The sequence below is a fragment of the Streptomyces ruber genome, assembly GCF_014648075.1.
GTDB classification, from domain to species: Bacteria; Actinomycetota; Actinomycetes; order Streptomycetales; family Streptomycetaceae; genus Streptomyces; species Streptomyces ruber.
On the sequence record NZ_BMQK01000004.1, the window covers coordinates 563,646 to 585,998 of the forward strand.

23 protein-coding genes are annotated in these 22,353 nt (G+C 72.5%); 9 read left to right on the top strand and 14 right to left on the bottom strand.

Going from position 1 to position 22,353, the window contains the following annotated elements:
• The first annotated feature begins 169 nt into the window (after nt 1-169).
• On the top strand, nt 170-2,917 hold the full coding sequence (gene ppdK, locus IEZ04_RS13825; RefSeq protein WP_373296299.1) for a pyruvate, phosphate dikinase: 2,748 nt from the start codon (nt 170-172) through the stop codon (nt 2,915-2,917).
• Nucleotides 2,918-3,094: 177 nt separating this feature from the next.
• On the opposite strand, the gene IEZ04_RS13830 is transcribed toward ppdK, so the two are convergent.
• Entirely contained in the window at nt 3,095-3,610 is a 516-nt protein-coding gene (locus IEZ04_RS13830; protein ID WP_189217087.1) for an excalibur calcium-binding domain-containing protein, read from the bottom strand.
• Between the two features lie 183 nt (nt 3,611-3,793).
• Between IEZ04_RS13830 and IEZ04_RS13835 the strand changes: the two genes are divergently transcribed.
• Entirely contained in the window at nt 3,794-4,744 is a 951-nt protein-coding gene (locus tag IEZ04_RS13835) for an oxidoreductase (RefSeq protein WP_189217088.1), read from the top strand.
• Nucleotides 4,745-4,754: 10 nt separating this feature from the next.
• Here IEZ04_RS13835 and IEZ04_RS13840 read toward each other — a convergent pair whose 3' ends face one another.
• From IEZ04_RS13840 to IEZ04_RS13860, 5 genes are all read right to left on the bottom strand, one after another.
• On the bottom strand, nt 4,755-5,522 hold the full coding sequence (locus tag IEZ04_RS13840; RefSeq protein WP_189217089.1) for an SDR family NAD(P)-dependent oxidoreductase: 768 nt from the start codon (nt 5,520-5,522) through the stop codon (nt 4,755-4,757).
• A 101-nt stretch (nt 5,523-5,623) separates the two neighbouring features.
• Nucleotides 5,624-6,208, bottom strand: a complete 585-nt coding sequence (locus tag IEZ04_RS13845) for a TetR/AcrR family transcriptional regulator (RefSeq protein ID WP_189217090.1) — start codon at nt 6,206-6,208, stop codon at nt 5,624-5,626.
• Nucleotides 6,209-6,255: 47 nt separating this feature from the next.
• On the bottom strand, nt 6,256-6,606 hold the full coding sequence (gene nirD, locus IEZ04_RS13850) for a nitrite reductase small subunit NirD (RefSeq protein WP_189217091.1): 351 nt from the start codon (nt 6,604-6,606) through the stop codon (nt 6,256-6,258).
• On the bottom strand, nt 6,603-9,227 hold the full coding sequence (gene nirB, locus IEZ04_RS13855; protein ID WP_189217092.1) for a nitrite reductase large subunit NirB: 2,625 nt from the start codon (nt 9,225-9,227) through the stop codon (nt 6,603-6,605). The genes nirD and nirB overlap by 4 nt, the downstream gene beginning before the upstream one ends.
• Complete coding sequence (locus tag IEZ04_RS13860; protein ID WP_189217093.1) at nt 9,227-10,504, bottom strand: NAD(P)/FAD-dependent oxidoreductase; 1,278 nt, start codon at nt 10,502-10,504, stop codon at nt 9,227-9,229. Before IEZ04_RS13860 ends, nirB begins: the two co-directional genes overlap by 1 nt.
• A 143-nt stretch (nt 10,505-10,647) precedes the next feature.
• Here IEZ04_RS13860 and IEZ04_RS13865 point away from each other — a divergent pair, with 143 nt between their 5' ends.
• On the top strand, nt 10,648-11,433 hold the full coding sequence (locus tag IEZ04_RS13865; RefSeq protein WP_189217094.1) for a sulfite exporter TauE/SafE family protein: 786 nt from the start codon (nt 10,648-10,650) through the stop codon (nt 11,431-11,433).
• A 16-nt stretch (nt 11,434-11,449) separates the two neighbouring features.
• On the opposite strand, the gene IEZ04_RS13870 is transcribed toward IEZ04_RS13865, so the two are convergent.
• Together IEZ04_RS13870 and IEZ04_RS13875 are read right to left on the bottom strand one after the other, a co-directional pair.
• Nucleotides 11,450-12,094: a class F sortase gene (locus tag IEZ04_RS13870; RefSeq protein ID WP_189217095.1), complete on the bottom strand. Its 645-nt coding sequence runs from the start codon at nt 12,092-12,094 to the stop codon at nt 11,450-11,452.
• A gap of 125 nt (nt 12,095-12,219) precedes the next feature.
• Nucleotides 12,220-12,783: a hypothetical protein gene (locus IEZ04_RS13875; protein WP_189217096.1), complete on the bottom strand. Its 564-nt coding sequence runs from the start codon at nt 12,781-12,783 to the stop codon at nt 12,220-12,222.
• A gap of 300 nt (nt 12,784-13,083) precedes the next feature.
• Here IEZ04_RS13875 and IEZ04_RS13880 point away from each other — a divergent pair, with 300 nt between their 5' ends.
• Both IEZ04_RS13880 and IEZ04_RS13885 read left to right on the top strand, forming a co-directional pair.
• Nucleotides 13,084-13,677 carry an NADPH-dependent FMN reductase gene (locus tag IEZ04_RS13880; protein ID WP_189217097.1) on the top strand — a complete coding sequence of 198 codons (594 nt, stop codon included), beginning with the start codon at nt 13,084-13,086 and terminating at the stop codon, nt 13,675-13,677.
• A 93-nt stretch (nt 13,678-13,770) separates the two neighbouring features.
• Entirely contained in the window at nt 13,771-14,829 is a 1,059-nt protein-coding gene (locus IEZ04_RS13885) for an LLM class flavin-dependent oxidoreductase (protein WP_189217098.1), read from the top strand.
• Nucleotides 14,830-14,857: 28 nt separating this feature from the next.
• Here the strand turns inward: IEZ04_RS13885 and IEZ04_RS13890 are convergent, their stop codons facing one another.
• The 4 genes from IEZ04_RS13890 to IEZ04_RS13905 form a co-directional block, all read right to left on the bottom strand.
• On the bottom strand, nt 14,858-15,676 hold the full coding sequence (locus tag IEZ04_RS13890; RefSeq protein ID WP_189217099.1) for an ABC transporter permease: 819 nt from the start codon (nt 15,674-15,676) through the stop codon (nt 14,858-14,860).
• Complete coding sequence (locus IEZ04_RS13895; RefSeq protein WP_189217100.1) at nt 15,673-16,671, bottom strand: ATP-binding cassette domain-containing protein; 999 nt, start codon at nt 16,669-16,671, stop codon at nt 15,673-15,675. Before IEZ04_RS13895 ends, IEZ04_RS13890 begins: the two co-directional genes overlap by 4 nt.
• Before the next feature lie 64 nt (nt 16,672-16,735).
• Nucleotides 16,736-17,578, bottom strand: coding sequence for a DUF4097 family beta strand repeat-containing protein (locus IEZ04_RS13900; RefSeq protein WP_189217101.1), 843 nt, complete (start codon nt 17,576-17,578; stop codon nt 16,736-16,738).
• Nucleotides 17,579-17,626: 48 nt separating this feature from the next.
• Nucleotides 17,627-18,163: a hypothetical protein gene (locus IEZ04_RS13905; RefSeq protein WP_189217102.1), complete on the bottom strand. Its 537-nt coding sequence runs from the start codon at nt 18,161-18,163 to the stop codon at nt 17,627-17,629.
• Between the two features lie 361 nt (nt 18,164-18,524).
• On the opposite strand from IEZ04_RS13905, the gene IEZ04_RS13910 reads away from it, so the two are divergent.
• The 4 genes from IEZ04_RS13910 to IEZ04_RS13925 all read left to right on the top strand — a co-directional run bounded on the left by IEZ04_RS13910 (nt 18,525) and on the right by IEZ04_RS13925 (nt 21,051).
• Nucleotides 18,525-19,418, top strand: coding sequence for an NAD(P)-dependent oxidoreductase (locus IEZ04_RS13910; RefSeq protein ID WP_189217103.1), 894 nt, complete (start codon nt 18,525-18,527; stop codon nt 19,416-19,418).
• Between the two features lie 21 nt (nt 19,419-19,439).
• Nucleotides 19,440-19,919 carry a GNAT family N-acetyltransferase gene (locus IEZ04_RS13915; protein WP_189217104.1) on the top strand — a complete coding sequence of 160 codons (480 nt, stop codon included), beginning with the start codon at nt 19,440-19,442 and terminating at the stop codon, nt 19,917-19,919.
• A gap of 644 nt (nt 19,920-20,563) precedes the next feature.
• Complete coding sequence (locus IEZ04_RS13920) at nt 20,564-20,812, top strand: hypothetical protein (RefSeq protein WP_189217163.1); 249 nt, start codon at nt 20,564-20,566, stop codon at nt 20,810-20,812.
• Nucleotides 20,809-21,051, top strand: coding sequence for a hypothetical protein (locus IEZ04_RS13925; RefSeq protein ID WP_189217105.1), 243 nt, complete (start codon nt 20,809-20,811; stop codon nt 21,049-21,051). The genes IEZ04_RS13920 and IEZ04_RS13925 overlap by 4 nt, the downstream gene beginning before the upstream one ends.
• A gap of 10 nt (nt 21,052-21,061) precedes the next feature.
• Here the strand turns inward: IEZ04_RS13925 and IEZ04_RS13930 are convergent, their stop codons facing one another.
• The gene (locus IEZ04_RS13930) at nt 21,062-21,988 is read right to left on the bottom strand and encodes a hypothetical protein (RefSeq protein WP_189217106.1); all 927 of its coding nucleotides are present in this window, start codon (nt 21,986-21,988) and stop codon (nt 21,062-21,064) included.
• The gene (locus IEZ04_RS13935) at nt 21,985-22,323 is read right to left on the bottom strand and encodes a PadR family transcriptional regulator (RefSeq protein WP_189217107.1); all 339 of its coding nucleotides are present in this window, start codon (nt 22,321-22,323) and stop codon (nt 21,985-21,987) included. Before IEZ04_RS13935 ends, IEZ04_RS13930 begins: the two co-directional genes overlap by 4 nt.
• Nucleotides 22,324-22,353 lie beyond the last annotated feature (30 nt).

A 22,353-nucleotide genomic window follows, 5' to 3' on the forward strand; every position in this document is an offset into this window, starting at 1 on the left:
GGGTTGAACGCACGGCAGTGCACTTCCTTGCCAAGCCTTGACTTTCGATCTGCTGGCGCGCGACGGGTTACAGGCACATGACGCACGAGTGGACGTACCCAGACGCCTTTGATCTGGGTATGTTCCTCGCCGTCAGGGCAGCCACCGCGTCCTCGAGGAGTTGGGACCCGTGTCGGAAAACAAAGATCCCCACGTGCGCCAGACGGCTCAGAGTGTTGAGGGCGTGAAGTTCGTCTATGACTTCACCGAGGGCAACAAGGACCTCAAGGACCTGCTCGGCGGCAAGGGAGCGAACCTCGCCGAGATGACCAATCTCGGCCTCCCCGTCCCTCCCGGCTTCACCATCACCACCGAGGCCTGCAAGGTCTACCTCGACAGCGGCGCGGAGCCGGTGGCACTCCGTGACGAGGTGAGCAGGCACCTCGCCGCCCTTGAGGAGAGGATGGGGAAGAAGCTCGGCCAGGCCGACAACCCCCTCCTCGTGTCGGTCCGTTCCGGGGCGAAGTTCTCCATGCCGGGCATGATGGACACCGTCCTGAACATCGGCCTCTCCGACGCGTCGGTCCAGGGGCTGGCCGAGCAGGCCGGCGACGACCGCTTCGCGTGGGACTCCTACCGCCGCCTCATCCAGATGTTCGGCAAGACCGTCCTCGGCGTCGACGGCGACCTCTTCGAGGACGCGCTGGAGGCGGCCAAGGAGGCCAAGCAGGTCACGGACGACACGGAGCTGGCGGCGGCGGACCTGAAGAAGCTGGTCGCCCGGTTCAAGAAGATCGTCCAGACCGAGGCGGGCCGTGACTTCCCGCAGGACCCGCGCGAGCAGATGGACCTCGCCATCAAGGCGGTCTTCGACTCGTGGAACGGCGACCGCGCCAAGCTCTACCGCCGCCAGGAGCGCATCCCGCACGACCTCGGCACCGCGGTCAACATCTGCTCGATGGTCTTCGGCAACCTGGGCCCGGACTCCGGCACGGGTGTGGCGTTCACCCGCGACCCCGCCTCCGGCCACCAGGGCGTGTACGGCGACTACCTGCAGAACGCGCAGGGCGAGGACGTCGTGGCGGGCATCCGCAACACGGTCCAGCTCGCCGACCTGGAGCGCATCGACAAGACGTCGTACGACCGGCTCATGCAGATCATGGAGACCCTGGAGAACCACTACAAGGATCTCTGCGACATCGAGTTCACCATCGAGCGCGGGCAGCTGTGGATGCTCCAGACGCGGGTGGGCAAGCGCACGGCGGGCGCGGCCTTCCGGATCGCGCTGCAGCTGGTGGACCAGGGGCTGATCGACGAGACGGAGGCGCTCCAGCGCGTCAACGGGGCCCAGCTCGCCCAGCTGATGTTCCCCCGCTTCGACGAGCAGGCGAGGAGCGAGCAGGTCGGCCGGGGCATCGCGGCCTCGCCGGGCGCGGCGGTCGGCAAGGCGGTCTTCGACTCGTACACGGCCGTGAAGTGGTCCCGTTCCGGCGAGAAGGTCATCCTGATCCGCCGGGAGACCAACCCCGACGACCTGGACGGCATGATCGCGGCCGAGGGCATCCTCACCTCGCGCGGCGGCAAGACCTCCCACGCGGCGGTGGTGGCCCGCGGCATGGGCAAGACGTGCGTGTGCGGCGCGGAGGAGCTGGAGGTCGACACCAAGCGCCGCCGCATGACGGTGCCGGGCGGCCGGGTCGTCGAGGAGGGCGACGTCATCTCGATCGACGGCTCGACGGGCAGGGTGTACCTGGGCGAGGTCCCGGTCGTGCCCTCCCCGGTGGTCGAGTACTTCGAGGGCCGGATGCACGCGGGCGCCGACGACGCCGACGAGCTGGTGGAGGCGGTCCACCGCATCATGGCGTTCGCCGACCGCAAGCGCCGGCTGCGCGTCCGGGCCAACGCCGACAACGCCGAGGACGCGCTGCGGGCCCGCCGCTTCGGCGCCCAGGGCATCGGCCTCTGCCGTACGGAGCACATGTTCCTCGGCGACCGGCGCGAACTGGTGGAGCGTCTGATCCTCGCGGACACGGAGAAGGAGCGCGAGGAGTCCCTGAAGCAGCTCCTGCCCCTCCAGAAGCGGGACTTCGTGGAGCTCTTCGAGGCGATGGACGGCCTCCCGGTCACCGTCCGCCTCCTCGACCCGCCGCTGCACGAGTTCCTGCCCGACATCACGGAGCTGTCGGTCCGGGTGGCGCTCGCCGAGTCCCGCAAGGAACCGCACGAGAACGAGCTGCGCCTGCTCCAGGCGGTGCACCGGCTGCACGAGCAGAACCCGATGCTGGGCCTGCGCGGCGTGCGCCTGGGCCTCGTCATCCCCGGCCTGTTCACCATGCAGGTGCGGGCGATCGCGGAGGCGGCGGCCGAGCGGAAGGCCGCGAAGGGCGACCCGCGCGCCGAGATCATGATCCCGCTCGTGGGCACCGTCCAGGAGCTGGAGATCGTGCGCGAGGAGGCGGACCAGGTCATCGCGGAGGTCCAGGAGGCGACGGGCACGGCGCTGAAGCTGGCCATCGGCACGATGATCGAACTGCCGCGCGCCGCGCTGACGGCGGGCCAGATCGCGGAGGCCGCGGAGTTCTTCTCCTTCGGCACGAACGACCTGACCCAGACGGTCTGGGGCTTCAGCCGGGACGACGTGGAGGCCTCGTTCTTCACGGCCTACCTGGAGAAGGGCATCTTCGGTGTCAGCCCCTTCGAGACGATCGACAAGGACGGCGTCGGCTCCCTGGTGAGCTCCGCGGCCAGGGCGGGCCGCGCCACCCGCCCCGACCTCAAACTCGGCGTCTGCGGCGAGCACGGCGGCGACCCGGAGTCGGTCCACTTCTTCCACGAGGTGGGACTCGACTACGTCTCCTGCTCCCCGTTCCGCATCCCGGTGGCGCGGCTGGAGGCGGGCCGGGCGGCGACGCGGTCACCGGGCAGCGACCACCGTTAGCCTCCGGCAGCGACCGCCGTCGGCCCGCCGGCCGGGCCGCGGTTCGACCACCGGGGTCGTCGCCCGTCATTCCTCACCCTCGCCGACAGGACGGCGGCCCCGGCCCACCGCGGAGGGCGGCACCCCGTGCGGGGGGTGCCGCCCTCTTCGGGTGCCCGGAGGTGCTGCCGTCCGTTCCTACTCGCAGCCGACCCCGTCGCCGTCCCGGTCCAGGTGGGCGCCGTAGCCGGGGTCGCCCGCGTACACGGGGGCGGCGCCGGCGGCGCGGGCCGCGGTGCAGTTCTTGTAGTAGACGCTGCCGCCACCGCCGGAACCGCTGCCGCTCCCACCGGAGCCGGAGCCGCTCCCACCGGAACCGGAGCCGTAGTCCACCGCCGCCTCGGCCGTCACCGTCTTCGTCACCTCGACCTCGACCTCGACCGTCTCGGTCGCCGTCACCGTCTCGGCCGGTTCCGGCTCCGCCGTCTCGGTGGCCGTGGCCGTCACGGTGGTCGTCGGCCCGGGGACGGCGGCCGCGGGCTTGGCGTCGGTCGTCGTGGTGTCTCCGTCGCTGCCGCCGATGCCGACACCGACGAACAGCGCCAGGGCGAGTGCGGGGAGGACGTACCGCTTGCGGGCCCACTTGGGAGCGGGGCCGGGGCGGGAACCGTGGCCGGTGCCGGGAGCGGGCGGCTGGATGTACGGGTTGGTCATGTCTGTCCCCCCTGGGTGCTGCGTAAAGACATGACCGTAAAGCGATGACCGATGTTGTGGAAGATTCGTGATGCTTCTGTGACTACTTTCTGCGATTTCGTGACAGGAGTGGTCTCTCTTCTCTCCGGGTACTCCTCGGAGTCGGTGTGCGGGAGTCGGTGTGCGGTGGAAGGAGTGCGGGACATGGCGGGCACGGCGGGCTGGAGCACGGGCGACATCCCCGATCAGACGGGCCGTACGGCCGTCGTCACCGGGGCCAACAGCGGGATCGGTTACGTCACCGCGCGCGAACTGGCCCGGCGCGGGGCCCGGGTCGTGCTGGCCTGCCGCAGCGAGGTGCGCGGGACGGAGGCCGGTGACCGGCTGGCGCGGGAGGTGCCGGGCGCGCGGGCGGAGTTCGTACGGCTCGACCTCGGGGACCTGGACTCGGTACGGGAGTTCGCGGCCGCGTGCCGGAAGCGGTACGAGGGGATCGGCCTGCTGGTGAACAACGCCGGCGTGATGGCCCTGCCGAGGGGGCGCACGGCGGACGGCCACGAGACCCACTTCGCGGTCAACCACCTCGGGCACTTCGCGCTCACCGGCCTGCTGCTGCCCGCTCTGCTCGACAAGCCCGGCGCGCGCGTCGTGACCCTCTCCAGCTTCATGCACGCCCTGGCCAACATCGACATCACGGATCTCGACAGCCGGCGTTCGTACGGGCGCTGGACCGCCTACGCACGGTCCAAGACCGCCAACCTCCTCTTCACCCACGAACTGGCCCGGCGGCTGGCCGCCACCGGCTCCGGCGTCGTGGCGGCGGCCGCGCACCCCGGGTACGCGCGGACCAACCTCCAGACCGCGGCGCCCAGGCTGCGGGGGCGCAGGATGTCCGAGCGCGTGTGGCAGTTCGGCAACCGCGTGGTCGCGCAGCCCGCGGAGGCCGGTGCCCTCCCGGCCCTGTACGCGGCCACCGCCCCCGACGTCCGGCCCGACGACTTCGTGGGGCCGTCCTTCCTCGGCTGGCGGGGCGCCCCCGCCCGGAGCCGGCGCGCCCCGTGGACGCTCGACGACCGGGCGGGGGAACTGCTCTGGGAGGCGTCGGAGCGGCTGACCGGGGTGACGTACGAAGGGCTGGGAGGAGCGGCGGGCTGACAGCCGGGCGTCAGGCCGTGGCGCCCCCGTCCACCACCAGGTCCGTACCCACGACCGACGCCGCGTCGTCCGAGGCCAGGTACAGCACCGCGGCCGCCACCTCCTCGACGGTCGAGACACGGCCGACCGGAGCCTCGGTCCGCATGCGCTCTGCCCGCTCGGCCTCCGTCTCGCCCGGCCTGAGCGACATGCCGGTGGCGGTCGGACCCGGGCTGACCACGTTGATCCGTACGCCGTCCGCGATGTGGTCCAGGGCCGCGCCCCGGGTGAGGGCCGACACCGCCGCCTTGGTGGCGGCGTAGGCGGCGGCGCCGGCCACGCGCCGGTGCACGCCGAGGTTGGAGGCGATGTTCACGACGGCTCCGCCCCGCGGCTGCGTGCGCATGTGGCGCACCTGTGCCCGGAGGGCGAGCAGGACGCCGGTGACGTTGATGTCCAGCATCCGGCGCCACGCGTCCTCGGAGAGGTCCGCGACCGGCTGCCCGCCCTCGAAGACGCCCGCGTTGTTCACCGCCACGTCCAGCGAGCCGAAGCGGTCCACGGCGGCGGTGACGAGGGCCTCCATGTCTGCGGCGCGGGTGACGTCGGCGGTGACGGACAGCGCCTTGCCGCCCGCCCGCTCGATCAGCGCCACCGTCTCGTCCAGCGGTCCGGGGCGCCGCCCCGCGACGACGACGTTCGCGCCCTCGGCGGCGAACGCGAGGGCGACGGCCCGTCCGATGCCGGTGCCGGCGCCGGTGACGAGGGCGGTCCTGCCGGAGAAGCGGTCAGTTGTCATGATCTCCCCTAATCTTGACTGGGCGTTCCATTATGAGGCCGTGAAGGGTGCCCGCCGGGGGTGCCGGGATGTGCCGACGAGATGGTTCGATCCGAGCTGGCTCAGTCGAGCAGTGCCAGGGCCTGGTCCGCCGCGTCCAGCAGCCGGGCCGGGTCCGCGGACGCCTTGCCGACGACCCGGAGCCCCTGCATCAGCACCAGCAGCATCCGGGCCAGCGCGCGCGGATCGCGGTCCTCGGGCAGTTCGCCCTGTGCCTGCGCGCGGGCCAGCGCCGCGTGCAGCAGGGTCTCCAGGTGGTCCCAGCTGCGCACGACCCGGAGGGCGGCCGCGTCGTCGTGCGGCGCCAGTTCGGTGGCCGTGTTGACGACGAGGCAGCCCCTCAGGCGCTCCTCGTCCGACGCGGCCTCGGTCGCGAAACGGCGCACCACCGCGCGGACGGCGGGCAGGGCCGGTCCCGGCCGGGACAGTTCGCGCAACAGGAGGGGGCTCTGGTTCTCGCTGTAGCGGTCCAGCGCCTTCAGGTACAGCTCGTGCTTGCTGCCGAAGGTCGCGTAGAGGCTGGCGCGGCCGATGCCGAGGTGCTCGACGAGGTCGGACATCGACGTCGCCTCGTAGCCGCGCCGCCAGAACAGCTCCAGGGCTGACTGCAGCGCGGCGTCCGGGTCGAACTCCTTGGTCCTGGCCATGGGCGGGACTCTATGGATATCTGGAACGTGCGGTCAAGAAGGAGTGCCTATGTCGTTCGCACCTCGTACGTCACCACCCGCACCGACTCGTCGTCCAGGCACTGTCCGGTCCGCAGGTCGAACCGTTGCTTCAGCAGCGGGGAGGCCACGAACGGCCGGCCCCGGTGGGTACCGGTCAGGCCGCGGGAGAGGACCGCCGCGCCGCTGAACGGGTCGCGGTTGTCGATCGCGTACAGCGCGCCCGTCCGGTCGCGGAACAGGGCCGCCTGCCGCCCGTCCGGCAGCAGTGCCGCCACCCCGCGCCCCGGCAGCAGCCGGCCCAGGTCGCAGACCGTGAACCAGTCGTCCGCCAGGCGCAGTTGCACCATCAGGTCCGTCGTCTCGGGTGCCAGGGTCATCGTGTGGCGCTTCCTTCCAGGGCGTCTTCCGTCAGGGGCGTCGTGGGGCGCATGCCGATGGACAGCAGCGGCAGGTCGGGCTTGATCTGGTCGCGCTCGGGGACGAAGGCGACCACCGGGTCGGGGGTGTCGGGCGCGTTCACGAAGGACACGAACCGGGCCAGCTTCTCGGGGTCCTCGATGGTCGTCGCCCACTCGTCGCGGTAGTGCGCCACGTGGTCCCGCATCAGCGACTCCAGCTCCTCGCAGATGCCGAGCGAGTCGTGCACCACCACGTCCCGCACGTGGTCCAGGCCGCCCGGGATGCGGTCCAGCCAGGTGGACGTGCGCTCCAGGCGGTCCGCCGTGCGGATGTAGAACATCAGGAACCGGTCGATCAGCCGCACCAGTTCGGCGTCGGACAGGTCCTGGGCCAGCAGGTCCGCGTGGCGCGGCGTGGCGCCGCCGTTGCCGCCGACGTACAGGTTCCAGCCGTTGGACGTGGCGATGATCCCGAAGTCCTTCGACTGGGCCTCGGCGCACTCGCGGGCGCACCCGGAGACCGCCGACTTGAGCTTGTGCGGGGACCGCAGACCCCGGTAGCGCAGCTCCAGGTCTATGGCCATGCGGACCGAGTCCTGCACGCCGTACCGGCACCAGGTCTGACCCACGCACGACTTCACCGTGCGCAGCGACTTGCCGTACGCGTGGCCCGACTCGAAGCCCGCGTCGACCAGCCGCGCCCAGATCAGGGGCAGCTGCTCGACGCGCGCGCCGAACATGTCGATGCGCTGACCGCCCGTGATCTTCGTGTAGAGGCCGAAGTCCCGGGCCACCTCACCGATGACGATCAGCTTCTCCGGGCTGATCTCGCCGCCGGGGATGCGCGGCACGACCGAGTACGAGCCGTTCTTCTGCAGGTTGGCGAGGAAGTGGTCGTTGGTGTCCTGCAGCGCCGCCTGCTCGCCCTCCAGGACGTAGCCGTCCGCGCCGATCGTGGGCGCGAGCGAGGCGATGATCGAGCCGACCGTGGGCTTGCAGACCTCGCAGCCGTCACCGCCCCGGGCCGCCTCCCGGCCGTGGCGGTCCAGCAGCTCCCGGTACGAGGTGATGCGCAGGGCGAGGACGATCTCGTACAGCTCCTCGCGGGTCTGCGCGAAGCAGCCGCACAGGCCCTTGTCGACCTCGACGCCGCTCGCCTCCAGCTCGGCCGTGACCAGCTGGCCCAGCACCTTCACGCAACTGCCGCAGCCGGTACCGGCCCTGGTGCACTTCTTCACCTCGGGCACGGTGGTGCAGCTGTGCTCGGTGACGGCGCCGCGGATGGTGCCCTTGGTGACGTTGTGGCAGGAGCAGATGACCGCCTCGTCGGGCAGCGCGGACGGGCCGAGCTGCGCCGGGGCGCCCGCGCCGGCCGGGAGGACCAGCTGCTCCGGTGCGACCGGCGGTACGGAGCCGGTGAGCGCCCGCAGCGTGCCGTACGCCTCCGCGTCGCCGACCAGGATGCCGCCGAGCAGCTCCCCGTCACGCCCGATGACGAGCTTCTTGTACGTGCCCGAGCGGGAGTCGGCGTAGACCACGTCGAGGCAGTCGGCGGTGGTGCCGTGCGCGTCGCCGAAGGACGCCACGTCGACGCCCAGCAGTTTCAGCTTGGTCGACAGGTCGGCGCCCGTGAAGGCGGCCTCCTCGTCGGCGGCGATCGTCGCGGCCGCCGTCTCGGCCATCTCGTAGCCGGGCGCCACCAGCCCGTACACCCGGCCGTCCGAGGCCAGCGCGCACTCGCCGATCGCGAACACGTGCGGGTCGGAGACCGTACGGCACTGCTCGTCCACCGCGATGCCGCCGCGCTCGCCGACCGTCAGCCCGCAGTCCCGGGCGAGCTGGTCGCGGGGGCGGACGCCCGCGCTGAACACCACCATGTCGGTGGCGAGTTCGGAGCCGTCGGACAGCTTCATGCCGGTGACGGAGCCGTCCGCGCCGGACACGATCTCCTGCGTACCGGTGCCGGTGTGCACCGTGAGGCCCATGTCCTCGATGGTGCGCAGCAGCGCCGCGCCGCCGCCCTCGTCCACCTGCACCGGCATCAGGCGCGGCGCGAATTCGACGATGTGCGTGGCGAGTCCGAGGCCCTTCAGCGCGCCCGCCGCCTCCAGGCCGAGCAGCCCGCCGCCGACCACCGCGCCGGTCGTGGCCCGCGACTTCGCGTACGCCTCGATCGCGAGCAGGTCCTCGATCGTGCGGTAGACGAAGCAGCCCTCGGCGTCCTTGCCGGGCACCGGCGGCACGAAGGGGTACGAGCCGGTGGCGAGGACCAGGGTGTCGTAGCCGACGACCAGCCCCGAGCGGGAGGTCACCGTCCGCGCCGCGCGGTCGACCTCGACCGCCGGGTCGCCGACGTGCAGTTCGATGCCGTGCTTCTCGATGAACCCCATGTCGGTCATGGAGAGGTCCTCGGGCGTGCGGCCCGAGAAGTACGAGGTCAGCTGCACGCGGTCGTACGCCGGGCGCGGCTCCTCGCACAGCACGACCACACGGTGCGTGGCGGTCAGGCCGCGCTCGGCGAGCGCCTCCAGGAAACGCTGGCCGACCATGCCGTGGCCGACGAGCACGATCGTGGGGGTGGCCCCCGGGGTGGCGGTCATCAGGAGCCTCCGTCGTTGGTGAGCAGGTGGAGCAGCGGGGCGCCGGGCGCGGGGAGCGGCTCGGCTCCCTCCCAGGCGCGGGCGAGCGCGCCGACGGTGCCGAGTTCGCCGACGAGCACCCCGCCGACCAGGCGGTCGTCGCGGACGACGACCTTGCGGTAGGTGCCCCGGGTGGCGTCGGCGAGCTGGATCACGTCGTCGCCGGGGCGGGGGTCGGGCTCGCCGAACGCGGCGAGGTCGAAGGGAGCGTCGTTCGAACCGCCGTACGGGCCGTCGTACGAGCCGTCGCTCCCCATGAGTCCCGTGAGGGTGAGCCGGGTGAGGGAACGGGTGCCGGTGTACCGGGCGCCGGCGTCGCCCGCCAGCAGTCCGGCCAGCACGTCGGCCTGTTCGAGCGCGGGCGCGGCCAGCCCGTACAGCGTGCCGTCGTGCTGGGCGCAGTCGCCGATCGCGTGGATGTGCGGGTCCGAGGTGCGCAGCCGGTCGTCGACGACGACGCCCTCGCGCACGTCGAGACCGGCGTCCCGGGCGAGGCCGACGCGCGGGCGGACCCCGCAGGCCAGCACCACCAGGTCGGCGTCGAGTGCGTACCCGTCGGCCAGCTCCACCGAGCGGACCGCACCGCCGACGCAGCGCACGTCCCGCACCCGGCACTCGGTGTGCACCTCCACGCCCAGGTCGCCCAGATGCCGGCGGACCAGCTCCGAGGCGGCCGGGTCGAGCTGGCGCTCCATGACGCGCTCGGCCTGCTGGGCGAGGACGACCTGCGCACCGCGCACGGCCAGCGCACGCGCCGCGGACACCCCGAGGAGCCCGCCGCCGACGACGACGGCCCGCGCCCCCGGCCGCACCGCCTTGGACAGGCCCAGGCAGTCGTCCATGGTGCGGAAGGCGTGCGCGCCCTCGGGCAGCGCGTGGCCCGGCGTGTCCGCCGCCGTCGCGAAGAGGCCGCGCAGGGGCGGCAGCACCGGGTTGGAGCCGGTCGCCAGGACCAGCGTGCCGTACGCGATCACCGAGCCGTCCGCGCAGCGCACCTCCCGGGCCGCCCGGTCGATGCCGGTGACCCGGGCCCGGACCAGCTCCGCGGGCGCGGGCAGCGCGATCACCTCGGGGCCGTAGCGGCCGGCCAGCACCTCGGCGAGCAGGACCCGGTTGTACGGGCGGTGCTCCTCCTCGCCGACGACCAGCGCGGGCGTGCCGAGCTCACCGAGCCGCCGGGCGAGCCGTACGCCCGCGAGCCCGGAGCCGATCACCACCACACGCGTATTCGAGGTCATGCACCGCAGCGTGCGGTGCCGGTGTTACCCGGTCGCATCACGGTTGTTTCCCGTCGGGAACGCTGCCCTCAGCCCGGCGCGGGGGCGGCTGTGAGGGGCCGTGACCTGGACGGTCCGGCCGTCTCGGACCTAAGGTCGCGATCATGCCCGACATAACGCTGACCTCGATAGTCGTCCTGTGCCTCGCCGCCCTCGCGGCCGGATGGATCGACGCCGTGGTGGGCGGCGGCGGGCTCCTGCTGCTCCCCGCGCTGCTGCTCGGCCTGCCGGGCGGCGCGTCGGCGGCCCAGTACGCGCTCGGCACCAACAAGGCGGTCGCGATCGTCGGCACCACGGGCGCGGCGGTGACGTACGCGCGCAAGGCACCGGTGGACGTGCGCACCGCCGTACGGATCGGGCTCGCGGCGCTCGCGGGGTCGACGGCGGGCGCGCTCGTGGCGGCCGGCATGAGCACGGAGGTGCTGGAGCCGGTCGTGATGGTCGTCCTGCTCGCGGTCGGCGCGTTCGTGATCCTGCGTCCCGGCTTCGGCTCGGTGCCCTCGGCCGGACCCGTCTCCGCGCGCCGCGTCCTCGCCGCGATCGGCCTCGCGGGCGTCGGCATCGGCTTCTACGACGGCCTGATCGGCCCCGGCACCGGCACCTTCCTCGTCCTCGCCCTCACCGCGCTGCTCCACCTCGACCTGGTCACCGCCTCCGCCACCGCCAAGATCGTCAACTGCTGCACCAACGCGGGCGCCCTCGCGATGTTCGCCTGGGCGGGCACGGTGTACTGGCAGCTGGCCGCGCTGATGGCGGTGTTCAACCTGGCCGGCGCGATGGTCGGGGCGCGCACGGCGCTGAAGCGGGGGAGCGGGTTCGTGCGGGTGGTGCTGCTGGTGGTGGTGTTCTCGCTGGTGGCGAAGATGGGGTACGAGCAGTGGGTGGCGTGAGGCACCGGCCCGCTGTTCAGGCGGCGCCCGTGAGGTGGGCGAAGACGACGACGTTCCCCTGGTACCCCGTCCGCTCGGAGTAGCCGCCCCCGCAGGTGATCACCCTGAGCTCCGGGCGCGGGGCCGCCCCGTACACCTTCTCGTCGGGGAAGTCCCGGGCGTCGTACACCTCCACGGCGTCCACGGAGAACCGGGCGACGGTGCCGTCCCGGCGGCTGACGTCGACGCGGGCGCCCTTGTGCAGCGCGCCCAGGGCGTAGAAGACGGCGGGCCCCTCGCGGTTGTCGACGTGTCCGGCGACGACCGCGGTGCCCGTCTCGCCGGGCGCCGTGCCCGCCTCGTACCAGCCGGCGAGGTTCCTCGCGGCGGCGGGCGGCACGTCGAGGCTGCCGGACGGGGTGAGGCCGAGGCCCATGAGCGGGGCGTCGACGCCGATGGAGGGGATGCGTATCCGGTCGGGGCGTGCGGCCGGCAGCGCGGGGGCGTCGCGTTCGGCGGAGGCCGTGGTGGCGACCGGTGCGGTGGCTGTGGCGCTGCCGTGGGCCTCGGCCGCCGACGGCTGGGGCGGGACGCCGGGGGCGGTGCCGTCGTGCAGCAGCCAGACGCCGCAGCAGGCGGCGAGCAGGCTGGCGCCGGCTATGACCGTGTCGGTGAAGCGCACGCGGCCTCCTGGTGCGGTGACTGTCCTGTTCGCCCTCCTGGCGGAGTCCTCCCCTCCGGGCGGGGGGCGCGAAGCCCGGAGGGGAGGGGCGGCGGTACCGGCGGACGGACAGCGGAGGGCGTCCGTCAGATCCCGTCGCCTCTCGCCCGGCGATGCAGGAGCCAGGTACCGCCCGCGGCGGCGACGGCGAGGGCCGTCACGCCCGCCGCGGTCTGCACGGGGTCGGGGCCGAGCGCGCCGCCGACCCCCGTCTTGACGCTTCCCCGGGGGTGTGTCTGCGTCCGGCCGGGGGTGTCGTGCGCGCGGGGCGTCAGCGCGACCACGAGATCGCCGGTCGCCCTGGCCGCCTTCCGGCCGCGACCGGAGCAGCGCACCACGATCTCGTACGTTCCCGGCTGGGCGCTCGGCGGCACCTTGAACCGCCCGGCCGCGTCCTCGCCGCGGGCGCCCGGCACCAGGGGGAAGGTGCCCGCGCCGACCGCGGAGGCGTCGCCCGTGGCGGCGCCGTCCGGGCCGCACGCCGCCGTGCCGACCGTGACCTCGGCGCCGGGGACGACGCCGGACGGGTACACCGTGACCTTCCCCGCCGGGTCGGCGCCGGCCGCCGCACCGTACGCGGGGGCGGCGGCCAGACCCGTGGCGATGACGGCGAGCGCGGCGCTGACGGGCAGCCGGGCGGTATGTCGCATGGCGCGTGCTCCTCCGAGCCGGTTCCGGAATCCGTGGGCTGCCTCCGAGGTAAGTGGCAGAGGGCGCCGGCCGCTCGCTGATGACCCGTCAGAAAGTAGGTGAACGCACGTCAGCAGGTGCGGCTCCCGGTCCTGCTCGGTGCTGTTCCAGCAGGTCATGAGCGTACGGACGGGTTGTGGCCGCGAAGATTGCGAAGTGGGCGGAGTGCGGGGGTGAACGGGTGACCGGTGGCCGACTCCGGGAGGCGAGCCGGGAAGGGCTTGACCTGAAGAAAGGTTGAGGTACGAGGGTGTGTGGCCATGAAGACGACTGACAGCACCGACACCCCCGTACGCGTGGCCCTCGTCGTCGGCAGCAACCGCGAGGGCCGCTTCGGCTCCGTGGTGGCCGACTGGCTGCTGGAGCGGCTGCGGGCCCGCGACGGCATGGAGGCGGAGGTCGTGGACGTGGCGGAGGCGCCGCTGCCCACGACGCTCTCACCGTCCCCCGAGGCGGCCGAGGCGCTCGCCGCCGTCACCCCCCGCCTGGCGGCGGCCGACGCGTTCGTCGTCCTGACCCCCGAGTACAACCACTCCTATCCGGCGGGCCTGAAGAACCTGATCGACTGGCACTACGGCGAGTGGCGGGCCAAGCCGGTGGCCCTCGTCTCCTACGGCGGCCTGGCGGGCGGCCTGCGCGCGGTCGAGCACCTGCGCCAGGTCTTCGCCGAGCTGCACGCGGTCACCGTCCGCGACACGGTGTCCTTCCACAACGCGCACGGGGCCTTCGACGACAGGGGCCGCCCGAAGGACCGCACCGGACCGGACGCGGCGGCGAAGGTGATGCTGGACCAGCTGGAGTGGTGGGCGCGGGCCCTGCGGGAGGCGAGGGAGAAGCGGCCGTACGGGGGCTGACGCGCGACGGGAACATTCGGCGGCCATGCCGGGTTCGCACGGGCGTACGTACGGCAGGCGGGAGAGCGGCAGCTGCGCCGCCTGCCTCGGAGGATGGAGGAAGAACCCGTGCCACTGCCCTCCCACCCCCTGCGGAAGCTGGGCTTTTTGACCATCGGGCTGTTCGACGGGGCCGACCCGCGGCCGGGTCACGAGTCCACCCTGGAGATCATCGAACTGGGCGAGCGGCTCGGCTTCGACAGCGCCTGGGTACGGCACCGGCACCTCCAGTACGGCATCTCGTCCCCCGTCGCGGTCCTGGCGGCGGCCTCCCAGCGCACCACGCGCATCGAGCTCGGCACCGCCGTCGTCCCGCTCGGCTGGGAGAACCCGCTCCGCCTCGCCGAGGACCTGGCGACGGTGGACGTCCTCTCCGGGGGCCGGCTGAACCCGGGCGTGAGCGTCGGCCCGCCGATGCACTACGACCGGGTCAAGGAGGCCCTGTACCCGGACTCCGCCGGCAACGAGGAGTTCGGGTACGAGCGGGTGCGCCGGCTGCTGGGCTTCGTCCGCGGCGAGCCGGCCACGGACTTCAGCGGCACCGAGGGCTTCGAGGTGTTCTCCGACCGCGTCGAGCCGCACTCCCCGGGCCTGGGGCGCCGCATGTGGTACGGCGGCGGCAGCCTGAACTCGGCCCGCTGGGCGGGCGAGCACGGCATGAACTTCCTGACCAGCAGCGTGGTGAAGGCGGAGGGGCCGGAAGCCGGACCGCACTCGGGCGGTCACGGCTTCGCCGGGATCCAGCTCTCCCACGTACGGGAGTTCCGGGCCCACCACCCGGACGGGGAGGCGGCCCGCGTCTCCCAGGGCCTGGTGGTCATCCCCACGGACGGCGCGACCCCCGAGCAGCGGGCGAAGTACGAGAAGTACGCGGCCGAGCGCCTCCCCCGCACCACGACCCCGCAGGGCCCGGCCCGGCTCCTCTTCGCCCCTGACCTCGTCGGCACCTCGGCGGAGATCGCGGAGCAGCTGTACGCCCACGCCGCGTTCCGCGAGATCGACGAGGTCGCCTTCGCGCTCCCCTTCAGCTTCGACCACGAGGACTACGTCCAGATCCTGACGGACATCGCGACGAAACTGGGGCCGGAACTGGGGTGGCGGCCGGCTGCCTGAACCAGGGCGGTCAGGAGCCGGCCGGCCACTACTTCGGGTCGCGGTCGAACCGCGACTTGGACCAGGCGTAGCCGAGCACGGCCAGCCCCACGCACCAGGCGACGGCCAGCCAGCCGTTGTGGCCGATCTCGGTGCCGAGCAGCAGCCCGCGCAGGGTCTCGATGGCCGGGGTGAACGGCTGGTACTCGGCGATCGGCCGGAACCAGCCGGGCATGGCGTCGACGGGGACGAAGGCGCTGGACAGCAGCGGCAGCAGGATCAGTGGCATGGCGTTGTTGCTGGCGGCCTCGGGGTTCGGGCCGACCAGGCCCATGCCGACCGCGATCCAGGTGAGCGCGAGGGCGAAGAGCCCGAGCAGTCCGGCCGCCGCGAGCCACTCCAGGACGGTGGCATCGGTGGAGCGGAAGCCGATGGCCACGGCGACGGCGCCGACGAGGACCACACTGGCGACCGACTGCAGCACGCTGCCGACGACGTGCCCGACGAGCACCGCACCGCGGTGGACGGACATGGTGCGGAAGCGGGCGATGATGCCTTCGGTCATGTCCATGGACACGGCGACCGCGGTCCCGATCGTGGTGCTGCCGATGGTCATCAGTAACAGGCCCGGGACGATGTAGGCGATGTAGGCGGAGCGGTCCGCACCGCCGCCGCCGATGCCCGCGCTCATCACGTCGCCGAAGATGTAGACGAAGAGCAACAGCATCATGACCGGCGTGAGCAGCAGGTTCAGCGTCATGGAGGGGTAGCGCCGGGCGTGCAGCAGGTTGCGGCGCAGCATGGTGGACGAGTCGCGCACGGCGAGGGAGATCCGGGCCGGGCGGGCGGGGGCCAGGGGGGTGCTCATCGGACGGTCTCCTCGGACTGGGTGGGGACGACGCCGCCGGTGAGGGCGAAGAACACGTCGTCGAGGTCGGGGGTGTGCACGGTCAGCTCGTCCGCCTCGATGCCGGCGGAGTCCAGCCGGTCGAGGACCGAGCGCAGCGCGCGCTGGCTGCCGTCGCTGGGGATCTGCAGCGTCAGGGACTCGTCGTCCCGTACGACTCCGCGCAGCGCGCCGGCGGCGCTCCGGTACGCGGCAGGCCCGGCGAAGCGCAGCCGCACGTGCCCGCCGGGAACCAGCCGCTTCAGCTCCTCGGCGGTGCCCTCGGCGGCGATCCTGCCGTCGTTCAGCACCGCGATGCGGTCGGCGAGCTCGTCGGCCTCCTCCAGGTACTGGGTGGTGAGGAAGACGGTCACACCGCCGGTGACGAGCTCGCGGATGATCTGCCACATGTTGTGGCGCGAGCGTGGGTCGAGTCCGGTGGTCGGCTCGTCGAGGAAGATGACCCGCGGGTCGCCGACCAGCGTCATGGCGATGTCCAGGCGGCGCTTCATGCCGCCGGAGTAGGTGGAGGCGGGCTTCTTCGCGGCCTCGGTGAGGTCGAACCGCTCCAGCAGTCCGGCGGCGACGCGCCGCCCCTCGCGCCGGGACAGGTGGTGCAGGTCCGCCATGAGGAGCATGTTCTCCTCGCCGGTGATCAGCCCGTCGACGGCGGAGAACTGCCCGGTGACACCGATGGCGGCGCGCACGGCCTGCGGGTCGGTGGCGAGGTCGTGGCCCGCGACCGTGGCCTGCCCGCCGTCGGCGGCGATGAGCGTGGACAGGATCCGCACGGTGGTGGTCTTGCCGGCGCCGTTGGGCCCGAGCAGCGCGAACACGGACCCGGCGGGGATGTGCAGATCGATGCCGTCGAGCACGGTCCTGTCGCCGTACGACTTGCGCAGACCGGTGGCGGAGACGGCGGCGGGGACGTGCGGGACGTCACTGTGCCTGGATGTGGGCATGACAGACGAAGGCATGGAGTCCTCCCGTGGGGAAGGTGAGGCGGGTGGGTGAGTGGGAGCTTGCGGGGTGGGCCGGTGCTCAGACCCTGGCGCGGCGGATGTCGATGTTGCCGTGCCGGGTGCGGGCGTGGACCTTGACGGTGTCCTCGGTCTCCTCCGGGGCCCCGGACTCGGTGAGCGCGCTGCGCACCTGGCCGGACTTCGAGCTGACGTCGAGCCAGGCCGCCGTGCCCTCGCGGACGCCGATCTCGATGGAGCCGTGGTCGGTCTCCAGCTGGACGGTGCCGCGGGCGACGTCGTCCACGCGCAGGACGCCGTGGGCGTTGACGGCGGTGACCGAGCTCTCGGCGCGCCGGATCTCGATGGGGCCGTTGGCGCCGTTGACGCGCAGGTCGCCGGTGGCGGCGCCGACGGTCGTGCTGCCGTGCGAGTTCTTCAGGACGGCGGGGCCGTCGACGAGGCCGACGCGTACGTCACCGGTGCTGCTGGTGATCTCGGCCGCGCCGTCGACCCGGTCCACGGTGACCGAGCCGTGCGACACCTTCAGGTGCAGCGGTCCCGTCGTGTCGAGACGGACGTCACCGACCGAGGTCTTCACCCACACCTCGCCGAGCCGGCCCTCACCGAGCACCTGCGTCCAGGCGCCGGTCGTGTCCACGCACGAGTCCGTGGGCAGCTCGACGGTCACGTCGACGACGCCGTCGCGGCCGAACGGGCTGGACCTGGGCGTCCTGAGGGTCAGCAGGCCGTTGGCGAACGTCACCTCGGTCTGCTCGGCCGCCCGTACGTCCAGCTTCTTCTTCGGGTCGCGGGGCCGCACCTCGACCACGGTGTCGTTGCGGTCGCCCGCGGTGAACTGGATGGAACCGGCCTCCACACGTGCGGTGACCGAGATCGGTTCGGGAGTGTCGAAAGAAGGCATGGCTGTCCCGTCCTCTTGGGTGGAAGTGGTGACGCGGGTGGGGCGCGGTCAGCGCACCCAGCCGGTGAAGCTCTGTCCGGTGGTGCGGGTCTTCTCCGTCGTACGCGGCGGCCGGCTGCCACCGTCGACCGCGGCCGACACGGCCCGTACGAGCCACGCGTTGACCGACAGCCCCTCGCGGCCCGCGGCCTCCTCGACCCGCGTCTTGAGGTGGGCCGGCAGCCGCAGGTTCACGCGGGCGGTGCCGCCCTCTTCACCGTCGGCGGGCACCGGTGCCGGTGACGACGCGGTGAGCGGCTCGACGGGCGCGACCGGCTCAGCGGGGGTGGTGGCGCCGTCGCCTGGCGGCGGTGTCACCACGAAGTCGGGGTCGAGCCCGCGCAGCCGTACGTCGACGGAGCCGGGGGCGAGCTCGCGGGTGATCTCGTTCATGGCGTCGGAGAGCACGTTGAGCAGGGTCAGGCGGGTCGCCGACTCCAGCGGGGCGGTGAGCCGCTCGGCCAGCTCGCGGGCTTCGTCCCCGCCGGCTTCGGCGGCCACCGCGAGCTCGCGGCGGAGGGTGTCGACGTAGGGCGTGAGATCCATGACGCCATAGTGGCACCACCATGGCGCCATAGGCAAGTCCTCGAAGTCGAGGACGCTTCGGAGTGTGTCGCAGCAGTTCTTCGTCGAGCGGCTGCAGAGAGTGCAGTGCGATGGCGAGCTGAGGTGCCGCAGTGGCGTCACCTGGCATCTAACTGGCGCCATGTGGTGCCGGCTCGCGCCGCGAGCGACTCCGGATGACCCGTGAGACGGCCACACGCACCGCTTACCACTCGGTGAGTGGTGACTTGCATGTCCGTACTTGGCAGGCGATCGCGGTGCGGCAACGATCGATCCGTCGCCCCGTGCCCTGGACGGGTCGATCCGTACCCATGCGCACCCTTGGACGAGCTGGAGAAACGAGATGAACGAGCACGCTTCCGGGCCCGCCGCGCCTGTCACGGTCATCGGGCTCGGCTCCATGGGGCAGGCCGTGGCGGCCGCCTTCCTGAAGGGTGGCCACCCGACGACGATCTGGAACCGCACGGCCGCCAAGGGGCGGGACCTGGTCGCCCGAGGGGCCGTCCTCGCGCACTCTCCGGCTGACGCGGTCCGGGCCGGTGGGCTGGTCGTGGTCTGTGTGCTGGACCGGGAAGCGGCTCAGGGCATTCTGGGGCCGGTGGAAGCGGAGCTGGCGGGCCGCAGCCTGACGGTGCTCACGAGCCTGTCTCCCGAAGAGGCCGAGGAGATGGCGCAGTGGGCGGCCGAACGGAACATCTCCTTCCTGGGTGGCGCCATCATGGCGACCCCGGACCTCATCGGGGATCCGGAGGCGGCGTCCATTCTGTACGCCGGTTCGCACACGGTGCTCCGCGAATACCGGCCGGCGCTGGAGCTGCTCGGCGCCACCACCTACCTCGGTGACTCCGCCGCACGTGCCTCCCTGCTGGAGACCGGGCTGCTCGCGTCCATGTACGCGATGTTCGCCGGCTTCTACCACGGCACGGCGCTGGTGGGCACGGACGGTGTCACCGCGGAGGAGTTCACGGCTCTGGCGGTGCCCTGGCTGAAGGCGATGACCACGTTCCTTCCCGGGCAGGCGGAGATCATCGACGCGGGTGACTACACCACCGATCAGCAGAGCCTGGAGTTCAACAAGGGCGGACTGGACCACATCATCCGCATCAGCGAGGCACGGGGCATCGCCACTGACGTCATGAGGCCCATGGCCGCTCTCGTCGATCGCCAGGTCGAAAGGGGCCACGGAGCGGACAGCGTCGCCCGTCTCGTCGAAGGAATCAGGTATCCCGAGGCGTGATCGCGCCTCTAGGGTGCCTGTATGACGAACGCACTCCGTCTGCAGGAGATCACCCCGGACAACTTCGAGGCCGCGATCGGCCTGCGCGTCCGGCCGGACCAGGAGCACCTGGTGGCGCCGGTCGTGAAGTCCCTGGCCGAGGCGTACGTCCACCCCGCTACGGCCTGGCCCCGGCTCATCCTGGACGGGGACCGGCCCGTCGGCTTCCTCATGGCGTTCTTCGACACCGACTGGCGGGGCGACGGCTCGGGCACCGACATCCGCTCCGGTCTGTGGCGCCTCAACATCGCGGCCGGTGAACAGGGCCGGGGGTACGGCCGCTTCGCGGTGGAGTCCGTGGCCGCCGAGATCCGCCGCCGCGGCGGCGACCGCCTGTTCGCCACGTGGCATCCGGGCGAGGACGGCCCCGAACGGTTCTACCTGCGGCTCGGCTTCCGGCTGACGGGCGAGGTGAGTGAGGGCGAGACGGTCGGCGAGTTGCCTCTCGGGCGGGCGGGCTGAAACGGACCGTGTCCCTCCGGTGCCACGCGGCGCCCGAGGCCGCCTGGGCGCCGGACGCCATGTGACCGTCGAGCAGCGCGCCGGTGAAGGCGGTCCACGAGGCCGGACTCGTCCGGAGGGACGGCCCTGCCGGGTGCTCGCAGTTGACTCACAGCTCCTTACGAAGGCGTTGGAGGAACGAGAGGGAATCGCCTTCGTTCGAGCAACGTGCGGTGATCGTCTCGTACGGTTCGTTGTGGGACGCGGCGCCCTCACCGCCCTCGATCCACAGGCGGGTGAAGGGAGTCTCCAGGTACACGACGTCCATGGCCCCGGGCCCGGCGAACGATATGACGTTGAAAGAACTGCTCAGCCCGACGTGCGGACCGCGCCGAAGGGATGGACCAGAAGGGTCGCATTGGGGGAAGCACCCTGCGCATCGCGGTCTCCGACCCGAGGGACGGGCAACTGCCGTACGTGCGACGCGCCGCGAGGGCGGACACCTCCGGCCGCGGACTCGTGATCGTGCGTGAGGTGGCCGGCCGGTGGGCGTCAGCGAGTTGACGGTCGGCAAGTCCGTGTGGTGCGAGGCGGATGCCGTACGACAGCCGGCCGCCGCCCACTACCGTGAGCCCTGCGAACCCCGGCTCCACAGGAGGACGACGATGGCCGAGCCGCTCAAGACCCTCGTCAACGGGATCGAGGTGAAGGTGCCCAACAGCATTCCCGACATCCGCGCGGCGCTCCCCGAGGAGCGCCGCGCGGAGTTCGACCGGGCCATCAACGACGCCGGCGTGCAGGACATCCACGCCGTCATGCGGCACTGGATGCTGGAGGCCGTGCCCGACCCGGCGGCGGACGCGCTGCTGGCGAAACTCGCCGCCGACGAGGCCGAGAGGCGGGGCGTCGCTTGAGCTACCGCGTCACCTACGCACCGCCCGCGGACGACACGCTCGCCAAGATGTCCGACGGTCCGGCGTTCAGGGAGGCGATGAGGCGGACGATCGGCAGCGACCCGTACGGTCACGGCTCGATCGGGGTCGCGGGGGAACGCGACCGGCGGGAGGCCACCGTCCGCGGCGCCATCGTGCTCTACTACGTCTCCGGATCCGTGCTCACCGTGACCGTGGTGCGGCTGATACCCGTGATGTGAGCCGTCTGTGTCACGCGGAGTCGGCACGCCGCCGGTTGAGGACGGGCAGCCCGACCGCCACCGCGAGCAGCGGCAGGGTCAGGAGCAGCGTGACCAGGTCCTGTCCCGCGCCCGACACGCCGGCCGTGCCCATCAGCGTCTGCTCGTAGGTGAGGAACAGCAGCGGCAGGGCGGCCAGGACGACGGCCGGGGGCAGGGCGCGGTCCTGGGTGAGGAGAGCGAGCGCGGCGCCCAGCGCGACGATGACGGCCGGGATCGCGGAGAGCGCGCCCTCCTGCCAGCCGGCCGTCGCCGCGAGAAAGGTGATCACGGTGACCACCGCCGCGCAGGCGCGGGTGGACCAGGAGGTGACGAGCAGGTCGCGCGGTGCGCTCAGGAGCAGTACCGCCCACAGCAGCTGGGGCAGGCCCACCACGAGCAGGTTGTGCAGCACCAGCAGCGCGTCGAACTCGGCGAAGGCGTGGCTGACGTAGTCGATCCGGGCGCCCAGCACGGCGAGCACGGACAGGACGCCGGCGGCCCTCGCGGGCTGCCAGTGCCCGGCGAGCACGGAGAGGAGCGACAGGGACCACAGCACGGCGGCCGTCAGGGCGATCGTGTGCGGCACCCCGCCGATCTCGCCCGTCCAGGGGAAGGTGAGCGGCGGTTCGGCGGACGACAGGGGCAGCACCTGGGCGAGCTGCTGGCCCGCGGCGACGGCCACGACGAGCGGTGCGGCGACGGCGGCCAGCCGGGCGGCGGGCCGGTCGGAGGTGAGGCCGGTGCGCAACCGCAGAGCGTGCCCGGCGACGCCTGCCGCCTCCAGCCCGCGCGCGGCGCGGCCGCGTCCGGTCGTGTTGTCGGCGGCGACGGCGGCGATCTCCGCGCCGTGCCGGTCACGGTAGTCGCGCGGATACAGCCGCAGGGCCAGCCTCAGTGAACGGGTCGGGACGTTCATGCGAACCTCACCTCCGAGCCGGCGCCGAGGCGGCGGTGCGCCTCGGAGACCACGGTGCGCAGGTGGGCGACTTCGTCGGTCAGCGCGGCCCGGCCCGCGGGGGAGAGCGAGTAGAAGCGGCGGGCGCGGCCGTCCACGACCTCTTCGCGTTCGACCTGGATGAGGCCCTGGCCCTGCAGCCGGTCGAGGGCCCCGTACAGGGTTCCGGTGCGCAGGCGCACGCGGCCTTCGGACAGTGCCGTGACCTCTTGGAGGATGCCGTAGCCGTGGCGGGGTGCGTCCGCCAGGGCCGTGAGGATGAGCAGGGCGGGGCCCTGCGCCATACGGTTACTCATGATCGCAGTATATGTCGCGAGGCGACATAT